The organism is Candidatus Ruminimicrobium bovinum, assembly GCF_902760015.1.
Classification (GTDB): domain Bacteria; phylum Elusimicrobiota; class Endomicrobiia; order Endomicrobiales; family Endomicrobiaceae; genus Ruminimicrobium; species Ruminimicrobium bovinum.
The window spans coordinates 1-10575 of sequence record NZ_CACWEU010000175.1; the positions used below are offsets into that span (position 1 = coordinate 1).

The 10575-nt window shown below is 25.9% G+C and carries 9 protein-coding genes; all 9 read left to right on the plus strand.

The window, feature by feature from the left end:
- A partial coding sequence (locus tag ACMUOV_RS05750; RefSeq protein WP_413854153.1) for a 4Fe-4S dicluster domain-containing protein occupies positions 1–203 on the plus strand: 203 nt, incomplete at its 5' end.
- Between the two features lie 784 nt (positions 204–987).
- Complete coding sequence (locus tag ACMUOV_RS05755) at positions 988–1575, plus strand: hypothetical protein (RefSeq protein WP_413854154.1); 588 nt, start codon at positions 988–990, stop codon at positions 1573–1575.
- 35 nt (positions 1576–1610) lie between these two features.
- Entirely contained in the window at positions 1611–1835 is a 225-nt protein-coding gene (locus ACMUOV_RS05760; RefSeq protein WP_413854155.1) for a hypothetical protein, read from the plus strand.
- 29 nt (positions 1836–1864) lie between these two features.
- Positions 1865–2041 carry a hypothetical protein gene (locus ACMUOV_RS05765; RefSeq protein WP_413854156.1) on the plus strand — a complete coding sequence of 59 codons (177 nt, stop codon included), beginning with the start codon at positions 1865–1867 and terminating at the stop codon, positions 2039–2041.
- 149 nt (positions 2042–2190) lie between these two features.
- Positions 2191–2910: a DUF2971 domain-containing protein gene (locus tag ACMUOV_RS05770; protein WP_413854157.1), complete on the plus strand. Its 720-nt coding sequence runs from the start codon at positions 2191–2193 to the stop codon at positions 2908–2910.
- Between the two features lie 9 nt (positions 2911–2919).
- Positions 2920–7071: an autotransporter domain-containing protein gene (locus ACMUOV_RS05775; protein ID WP_413854158.1), complete on the plus strand. Its 4152-nt coding sequence runs from the start codon at positions 2920–2922 to the stop codon at positions 7069–7071.
- 10 nt (positions 7072–7081) lie between these two features.
- A complete protein-coding gene (locus ACMUOV_RS05780) occupies positions 7082–8704 on the plus strand; it encodes a hypothetical protein (RefSeq protein ID WP_413854159.1) in 1623 nt (540 codons plus the stop codon).
- On the plus strand, positions 8701–9312 hold the full coding sequence (locus ACMUOV_RS05785; protein ID WP_413854160.1) for a hypothetical protein: 612 nt from the start codon (positions 8701–8703) through the stop codon (positions 9310–9312). The genes ACMUOV_RS05780 and ACMUOV_RS05785 overlap by 4 nt, the downstream gene beginning before the upstream one ends.
- Before the next feature lie 438 nt (positions 9313–9750).
- On the plus strand, positions 9751–10575 hold an 825-nt coding region (gene rhuM, locus ACMUOV_RS05790; protein WP_413854161.1), incomplete at its 3' end, for a RhuM family protein.

Below are 10575 nucleotides of genomic sequence, written 5' to 3' on the forward strand. Positions count from 1 at the left end.
AAATATTTATGATGTATAACCAACATAAAAACGGAACACAATACAAAGATTGGCAGTTTACTATGGCTTACGAACAAATTCCGGAAGGTCATAGAGCAGATAAATGTATTAATTGCGGAATATGTAAAAAGAAATGTCCTCAAAAACTTGATATTCCCAACCTTTTAAAAGAAGTCGATACACTTTATAAAAATTTAAAATAATATTTGGAAAAAATATAAAGTGATTTTTTCTTTGAGCTGTTATAGAATGTACTAAGGAGAAATAAATGCATTTTACGGAACCTGTATACAGAAATCCTTATTGACCTACATTCCCGCTATTACAAATTACTCAAGGATCCCCGGCACACGAAAATCTTAATAAGGTTTCATTTGGTATATTAAATATCACCCAACCTCTTAACCTCTAAAAAACTTGTTTTTACAAATTGTTTTAAAGTATAATGTCTATATTATTTTAGATGGAGGGTTTAACTTTTAAAATCAGCTTGTAGTACCGCAAAAGCTGTGTCCCGTATTTGATACGGGATCCAAGTTGTTCGTAGGTGTTGTTAGTCGTTTTTTTTGTTGTCATTCCCGAGATTTGTAATCGGGAATCTCGTAGTTAAGTCGTTTGCAGTTTGTCGTTCAACTATCAGCTCTAAGCATTTAAGCTTATCAGCTGTAGTTATACAAGTTAATATTGAATGTTTTTGGAATCCGAAAGGATAGACTTTTGTTAAAAACAAAAGTGGTTCTAAACCAAAAACAGACCGTATAGGAATAAAAGGTTAAGCCTAATTAACTTAATCTTTTATTCCAAGTGTTTGATGCCCTTTAACAAGGGCATTGAACCACGGCTGTTTATTTTGTGTCTTTAGAACCACATAAAATAAGTCAGCCGTTTTGTTTTGCCTAATATTTCTACAAAATCAAATCAATCCTTTTCAAAAATCCAAAAACAAATTTTAAATACAACTGATAATATAACTATAAGGAAGAATGTATGAAAAAAGAATTTATTTTATTAAAAAAAATAGTTGTTTTGTTTTTAGTGCTGTTTGTTCTTACAAGTTGTGAACAAGTTGATTTTATAAATTCAATAAATTTATTAAAAGGAATTTCTAAAACGGATATTGATAAAGCAGTATTAAGAATGAAAGAAGTAAGCAACAAAAACTCAAAACCTGCTTGGGATGTAGACCCTGCTACTGCACAATATTTACAATTTGACTTTAACACAATAGAAGGAACAGAAATTGTAAAAGCAGTTTATTACGAATCAAACAAAATATTAATCGTTGCAAGGAAAGATAGCAAACTTAAAAATGTAGTGCAACTTTATTATATTAAAAATGCTTCTATAGATGGTGAATATATAAATTTTCATAATAGCGGTACTTACTCCAAAGATAGTTATTGTGAAGATTTCATAATGGTGAATCTAAAAAACAATGTTGCAATATATGGTTCAAGTTACACTTATCCAAAATCAAAAGATTTAATGGAAAGTATAAATAATATGGGCTGGATAAACAGCATTATAAATGACAAGAAAATAAAATATAAAAGAATTTATAATGAACAATATTAAAATTTAATATTATTGAAAAAATACAGGAGAAAAATATGGAATTAATAATGCCAAAAGAAGAATTAAGGGATATTAAAAAGAAAATTGTATTTTGGTTTTGGTTTGAATTTATATGTTGGATAGTATGGTATTGTGTATATTTTTTAAGAGAAATTATCTTTATCGGTTTATTGCTTATACCAATAATATTGTTAATTATTTTTTCTTCAATAATGTTTTTAATTAATTTATCAAAATGGTTTATAGAGAGAGAAAATTAAGAAGTAAACATTCTATAAGGAGATTCAAAATGTGTGAGTATAAAGTAATAAATGTTATGTATTATGAGTTAAATGAAGAACTAAACAAAATGGCAAAAACCGGATGGGAATTACATTCTTCCGTAATAAGTGAATTTGAAAAAATTTTAGATGAAAATGCATTTAAAAGTAGAAAGTTTAGGCTTATTTTTAAAAGACAAAAATAAAACATACAAAAATGAAACAGGAAAAGTTTACAAATAAAAAAATTTATCATTATACGAAATTTGAAAATTTTGAAAAGATAATTAAAAGTAAAACATTACACTTTAGCGAATTGGGAAAAAGCAATGATTCTACAGAAGGTAATATTTTATTGGAAGATATAAAAAAGGATTATCCAAGATTATTTAAAAAATATTCTAATATCAATAAAATCAAAAATAAAGTTTTTGTAGGTTCTTTCTGTTGTGATAAAGACAATGAATTTTTATGGAGGAAATATGCTTGTGATTATACAGGGTTTGTTATTGGATTTAGAATAGTAAGAGGGCTAAATAATTATAAAAATATAAGTAAAATTATTCCTAAATTTTTATCAGAAGTTGAATATGTAAAAGAAAATGTTAAATATAATAATCTAAACCAAGAAATATGTGCTTGGATAAAATTTTTTAAAAGAATAAAAACTGACATTGAAGATAATAAAGAATATTTGAAATTCAAAAAAGCTCTAATAGAAAATATAAATAATGTTATTCTTCGTTACAATGACATAATAAAATTCTCTTCTTTTGAAAAAGAAAAAGAGACGAGAATAATTGTGAGTGATATTAACGATAATTTAACTGAAGTAGAAAATAAAACATATTATAATTTCCCAATAATAGAAGAATTTGAAAAAGATGTAAATAAGCAAAATAAAATAGTTGTCTTACCTTATAAAGATTTTTTTCATAGAGTTTACTTTAATGAAGTGATAATAGGTTTAAAAAATAATTGTGATGAAAACACTGTTAGAAAAATATTAGAATCCAGCAAATATTCAGTTCGCATAAAAGTAAGAAAAGCAGGAATGAAAAAAATTTTAATTTAGTGGAGAATTATGAAAAATAAATTATTAATTATCTGTTTTTTATTTTTGTCAGTAAATCTTTTTGCAACAACACATTATGAAATAACAACAAGTAGTTCAGTATCAAATCAAAGTTATGAAAATTATTATCAACAAGGCTATGGTGGAGTATTTTCTGTTATCGAATCTGGAAAATTAACTTTAGATAATACTAATTTTTATAATAATGCATCTCACGTATCTAATGGTATTTACTGCGATGGTCGTGGTGGAGCAATATATTTAGATAATTATTATAATGTTACAGCAAATATTACATTATCTATATTTAATAATAATTATTCATTTGGAAATGGTGGAGCAATATATATTAGAGCTCAAGGAATACAAAGAATTAACTCAACTGTATTTATTGAAAATACAGCAAAAGGATGGAGTCAGAAATATTCATCAACGTGCGGTTGTGGAGGAGCTATATATAATGGAGTAGGTCAAGTATTGATTAGTTCAACAATATTTATTGGAAATATAGCAAAAGCCGAACAAATAAATGGAGCAACAGGTTCAACGACTAATTATTATGGTTATGGTGGAGCAATATATAATATCAAAACTGTAACAATATTAGATGGAACTAAATTTGAAAATAATATTGCCAAAACGGAAGGTGGAGCAATATATAATTTGGGAACTAATGCATCAGCTGGCACAATAAATTTAATAGCTAATACGGATAATATAGAATTTGAGGGAAATACTGCAAATGGAATATCAAATGCAATACATTCTAATGGAATAATAAATTTATGGGCAAGTGATAAAGCAAGTATAATTTTTAAAGATAGAATAACATCAGATTATAATATATCAGACTATAAGTCAGTTGTTTTAAATATTAATACTTCTACAACAACACTACCGGCAATAGGTAAAATAATTTTAGATGAAGATATGAGTGATTATAAGGGTGATGTAAATATACACGGCGGTGAAGTAGAATTACAATCAAAAGGAACAGAAATAAATACAAATAAATTTTTTAGTGGTAATATAACTTTTGTAAGAGGAACATTAAATATATTAAATAATTCGATAGATAATATAACATTATCAAAATGGAGTTCAACAATCAATAGTAATTTAAAATTTGATGTAAATTTAAGGAATAATACCAACGATAATTTCACAATAACTGGTAGTGTAAGTGGCACATTAAATTTGAGTGAAATCAATATAATAGACATAGATACTAATGAGAAAGAAGGGACAATAACATTATTTAATAATGGGAAATCTCCAAAGTTAAATGTATTAACAACAGCAAATTATGGTGGATATGAATATAGTTTTTCTGCAAATACGATAGAAGGAACACTTAATTATAAATATACAAATAATAAATCTTTTAAAGAAGTAATAAAAGATAGTATGATGTTAATAAAAAGTTACTCATTAGTAGGAAATGAAAAAGTAACAGAAAATTTAGAAAATTTAGAAGGAAACAAATTAACAATATTTGGAAACGATAAAGAAATTTTAGGGTCAAATGTTGATGGAATATATGTATCTAACGGACAAACTTTAAATATAAATAATGTTAGTAACTGGAAAGGTTTTACAAATATTTATGGAGCAGTAAAAAATAATGGAAATCTTAATATAAGTGGAACAAATTTTTCAAATAATAGTGAACAAGATATAATAAATGATGGTAATTTAACTCTTACTGATGTTTCGAGCAGTTTTGAAAAAGGAATTATAGGTATAGGAAAAATAACAATAAAAAATGTAAGTATTGATTTGGCAGATGCAGTAATTGAACAAAATAAAATATTAATAAACAATAATGGAAATTTAACGGCAAAAGCACAAAATATTAATGGAGAAATAGAAAATAATGGAAGTTTAAATTTTTATGGTGGAACAAATAATAATGTAATTACGGGAACAGGTTTAATACAAATATCCGATAATGTAACAAACAAAGCTAACATCACACAAAATAATTTAGAAATATTAACAAATAAACAATTAAACAATTCAACAGCAACAATAACCATAAATCAAACATTAATAATAAATAATAATTCAAAAATAATAAATGATGGTAAATTTATAATAAACAATGGAACAAATACCGGCACTATTGAACAAACAATAAATACATCTACGATATCAATATTTGGGAATTTTATAAACAATGGAACAATAAAACAAAGTAAGTTAATTATAGAACAAACTGGAGAATTAACGACAAATGCAAGTAGTATAGAACCATCAAATAATTTAGTAATGAATAATGGAATGTTACATTTCTTCGAAGGAAACAACAATAATCAAATAACTGGGACAGGAACAACAATAATAGATGGATTAGTTACAAATAATTCTTTAATAACAAATTTTGTAATAATAAATAAAAATAAAAAATTAACAACAAATGCACATAATATTAATGGTCAAATCGAAAACAATGGGACATTAAATTTTGTTGACGGAACAAATAATAATGTAATTACAGGAACAGGTATTCTTGAAATTAATAATAACATAATTAATAATTCAGCAATAAATCAAAATACAATAAGAATAAATAACAAACTTATAAATAGTTCACAAATAACTACAGAAAATATTTATGTGAATGGAGTTTTAGAAAACAATTCTAATTTAACAGTGATTAATATGTTTATACACGGATTATTTTCATTAGGTGAAAATGGAGTTTTTTATAATGCAACAAATTCTATATTGTATAATGGGGCAGAAATAAATTTACAAAACAAGAAAATACAACATCATAACTTTGGTAATTTAACAATAAATGAAGGAACAATAAGTTTAAATATAGATGCAGATTTAGAAAATAAAACTATAGATACAATTTCTGCAACAAGTTTTAATGGTAACGGAAAAATAAATGTTAAAAATATTAATATTACAAAAGAATGTGCTGAAGAAAATATTTCTATTATATTTGCTGATGAAACTCTAAAAAAATTTATATTCTCAAGTGCGAATAATGCTTATACATCGTTGTATAAATATGCTGTTTATTATGATAATTCTACAGGGATTTTTAAATTTTATATTCCAAACAATGTAGATTATAACCCAATAACTTTTGAAAATACAATTGCCAACCAAATAGGTGCATACATAACACAAGTAAATGTTGTAGAACAAGTATTAACAAATATTGATTCTCAAATGGCAGTTGTTAGAAATGCAAAAAATAAAGGTAATTTATATGCAAGTAACAGTAATGTAATATTTAAAGAAAAAAACAGCATAGAACAAGGTTTATGGTTAAGACCTTATGCAGTAAGTGAAAAAATAAACATAGATGATATTGATATAAAAAACGATGCTTACGGGACAGTAGGCGGACTTGATTTACAAGTAGCAAATAATATGTTAGCAAGTTTTTATATTGGTTATACAACATCTAAACAAAATTACGAAGAAATAAATATAAACCAAACAGGTTATGTTTTAGGTTTAACAGGTTCTTATATTGCAGAAAATTATTATTTAGCATTAACGGCAAATGCAATATTTAACAAAGCTGAAGCTAAAAATATGTTCGGAACAGACAACATAGAAAACAACAGTTATACATTAGCAGGTAAAGCAGGAATAGATATAAAATTAAATTCAAAACTAACATTACAACCGAACTTACTTTTGATGTATAGTATGATAAATACAGCAGATTATATAAACAGCCAAAACAATAAAATAACTTCCGACCCGGCAACAAATTTACACATAGAACCAAGTTTAAAATTAATGTTAAATTTACAAAATCAATTTACCCCTTATGCAATTTTAAGTATGTCATTTAATAGTAATAGTTCAAAGGTAACAATGGATGATATTATTTTACCCGAAAAGGAAATAGGTTCTTATAGTGATTTAGGAATAGGTTTTGAAAAGAATTGGAAAAATTGGAATATGTATTTACAGGCAACAGGCAGGTTTGGAGCAAGACAAGGGTTTGGTATATTCGGAGGTTTAAAATATAAGTTTGGAAAAGCAAAAAACAGAATATCAAGTGAAACAAAAAAGAGAATTCAAGAAAGAAACAAAGAAATTAAAGAAAATAAAGAATATTTAAAACGACAAATTGAACAAGAAGAACAGGAAATTGAAAATTTAAAAAAAAGTATGAGGGAGTAATTAAATAAAAATGAAACGAATAAAATATTTTTTAATTTTAACAATAATATTTATTTTTAATGTAATTTGTTTTGCGGGAATAAAAACTTTTATAAAGGAAGATACTGCCCTTGTGCCTGCAAACCAAACACAAGACCAAGTAATAGATTATTTAAAACAAAAATTAACAAGGCAGGCAACCGAAGAAGCAGGCACATTTATAATGAGCCAATTAAATATAAAAAATTATGAAATAACAAAAGACGAATTTACAAGTATTGCAGGTTCCATAGCTAAAATAGAGATATTGGAAGAAGAACCTTTTGTAGAAAACCGGAAACAAAATGTTAGAGTAAAATTAAGAATAAAAATAAATACGGAAAATGTAAAAAGCCACTTAGAAAAAATAATGCAAGATGAAGAATACAAAAAAGAAGCTGAAGAGTTAAGACAAAAAAATTTGGAACTTGAAAGAAAATTAAAAACTGCCACAAAACAACAATACGAACAGAAACTATCAAAACAGGTAAAACAGCAAGTTGAATTACAAAGACAACAGGAAATAGAATTTGAAAAAATGGTATTGGAAGCAAAAGAAGAATATGAAGAAGCAAAAAAACAGCAACGACAAAAAGATTTACAAAGACAACAACAGGAAAACAAATTAAAAAGGCAAATAGAACAAGAAGAACTTGAAACAAAAAAGAAATTATTGGAAGAAAAAAATTATATAAAACAGCAGGAATTAGAAAACCAAGCAAAAATAAAAGAATTGGAAATAACGGCAAATAAAAATATGGCAATGTGGAAAAAAACAAAAAAAATGTCAGTTTGGCAAGCAATAAAACAAGCTGAAAAAATAAAAGCCCAAACAGATGAAATTGTAAATAAATTTACCGATATATTAATAATAAACAAAGTAAAAATAGACGAAAGTTACGATAATCAAGTTGAAGTAATAAAACAAAGAGTATTTTTAGAGGAAAAACCTGTTAAAGATGAATGGGAAAGCACACAACAATTTAAAAAAAGATTAAACGAATATGAAGAACATAAAAAGGAATTTAAAAAAGATGTAAAAGATAAAATAAAAGAACTAAGAGATAATAAGAAATTAGCAGTATTAAAAGATGAAGAAGATACTTTAAAAGCTATGGTTAAAACAATACAACCGTTTATACAAAAAATAAAATCTTTTCAAAAAATTCCATTGTTTGATAAAAATAATAAAGCAGAAATTTTATCAATTACACCAAATGTCGATAAAAAATATTTTGATATAAAATTTGAATATCAAAATAAATCTTATAACTATTATTTTGATTTTGATGATAGAAAACAAGCAAAAAATATATTCAAAACAAAAAAATATTTTAATATTGAACCGTATTTTTCAATAGAACAAAATGAAACGGGAGAATTTATTCCATTATTATTGAAATTTAAAATAGAACATACAGGTGCAGAGATTTCTAATAATATGAAAATATCATCATTACACGAAATAGATGATTTACAATTTTATACACCGGTTGTTGAACATTTAGAAAGTAAAGATAAATTGGAAGAATTAATATTGGAACAAAAACTTGAAAATCTTTTAAATAAAAAAGAAATCTTGTTAAGAAAAAAACAAAAGGAGGAAGGAGAATGAAAAAAGTATTAGCAGTAGTAATCAGTTGTATGTTTGTAGGGTTAATCGGTTGTGCAAGTAAAGGGAAAGTAGCAACAAACGGGGCAACAGTAAATGTAATTGAAACAGTTCCGAAAGGTAGTCAGCCGAGTTGGACAAACGATGGTAAAGAATATTTTGAAAAAGACGGAAAGATGTATTATGTAACGGTTGCTGAAGGATTTGCAAATTTGGAAGCGTCAAAAAGAGCATCGTTTGCTGCAGCACAAACAAGAGTAGCAGAACAGATAAAAAATAATATCGGTGTAGAATTCGGAAGGAGTTTGGAGGCAGGTTCTTATGAAGAAACGACCGGCGGCTACTTAAAAGATGTTTTTATGTCAAATGTTCAAAAATTACAAGTATCGGGAATTATAGCTGAATCAACATATAGTGAAAAATTACAGGAAGTTAATGGTTATGATAGTAAAGTATATTGGAGAACATACACATTAGCTTCAATACCGGTATCAACTTATAAAAACTTGGTAAGCAGAGCATTTAGCGATACATCAAAACAAGTTGCACAAAACAAAAGTGCAAAAGAATTGTTAAAAGAAGCAGAAAGCAGATTTTACGAGAAAGATTAATATTAGTAAAACAAAAAACTTGAGCATATCCTAATAAATCGGGTATGCTCTTTTTTATCCATTACTTATTCAACAAATATATTTTGTTTTTATTATTGTCTTTTAAAATAGCTCTTGTGCGGGGCAAACTTAAATTTAAAGTTCTTGCTATTGGCTTGTGTTTGGATGGTTGTGGTATTAGGAAATTTTTCTTAAAAATATAAATCCCGTTAAAAGTTCAAAAGGAAAAAATTATGAATATTTGAATTATATAATAGATAAAAAACAGACTTTTTATAATGTTTCAGAAAATATAAAAATAATAAAAGATGATTTTGAGAAACAAAAAAATTAATGATTTAATATTAAATTATTATTCAACCTCAAACTAACAACAATTTGACTTTTAAAACATATTTTTGTATAATTATACAAAGTAATTATATAAGAGGTGTTTTGATGGAAAAAGAAAACAAAATAATTATTTATAAAACAAAAGACGGAAATTTAGAAGTAGATTTAAAACTTCATAATGAAACTTTGTGGCTTACACAAAAATCAATGGCAGAGTTGTTTGATGTTAATGTCCCTGCTATAAACAAACATTTGAAAAATATTTTCAAAGAAGGTGAGTTGAACGAAAAAGAGGTTATTTCCAAAATGGAAATAACCACTCAACATGGTGCTATGGTTAATAAAACTCAGACAAAAGAAACTTCTTTTTACAATCTTGATGCTATTATTTCCGTAGGTTATAGGGTAAATTCTACAAAAGCAACACAGTTTAGAATTTGGGCTACAAAAACATTAAAAAATTACCTTACTGAAGGTTATGTTATAAATAAAAATCTTTTACAACAGCAAAAAGAAAAATTTACAACATTACAACAAACAGTGGATTTGCTAAACAGAAGTTTAATAAACCAAGTTGAAACATTAAAACAAGCAAAAGATGTAAGTAACATTTTAAACAATTTTGTTAAAGGGTTAAACTTGCTTGATGATTACGACCATCAACAATTAGATAAAAAAGGAAATTCCAAAAGAAAAGCAGTTAAAATAACAATGCAAGAATTTTTAAAAATTGTTGATAAGATGAAAGGCGATTTTGCAAGCGATGTATTTGCCGTTCCTAAAGATAAAAGTTTTGAAAGTTCCGTTAATCAAGTATATCAAACTTTCGGCGGACAAGAGCTTTACCCTACATTAGAAGAAAAAGCATCAATGTTACTTTATATGGTTGTAAAAAACCATAGTTTTGTTGACGGGAACAAAAGAATTGCA

Coding starts and splice junctions, on each gene's coding strand:
- ACMUOV_RS05755 (WP_413854154.1), top strand. CDS start 988: ATGAAAAAAGAATTTATTTTATTAAAAAAAATAGTTGTTTTGTTTTTA.
- ACMUOV_RS05760 (WP_413854155.1), top strand. CDS start 1,611: ATGGAATTAATAATGCCAAAAGAAGAATTAAGGGATATTAAAAAGAAA.
- ACMUOV_RS05765 (WP_413854156.1), top strand. CDS start 1,865: ATGTGTGAGTATAAAGTAATAAATGTTATGTATTATGAGTTAAATGAA.
- ACMUOV_RS05775 (WP_413854158.1), top strand. CDS start 2,920: ATGAAAAATAAATTATTAATTATCTGTTTTTTATTTTTGTCAGTAAAT.
- ACMUOV_RS05780 (WP_413854159.1), top strand. CDS start 7,082: ATGAAACGAATAAAATATTTTTTAATTTTAACAATAATATTTATTTTT.
- ACMUOV_RS05785 (WP_413854160.1), top strand. CDS start 8,701: ATGAAAAAAGTATTAGCAGTAGTAATCAGTTGTATGTTTGTAGGGTTA.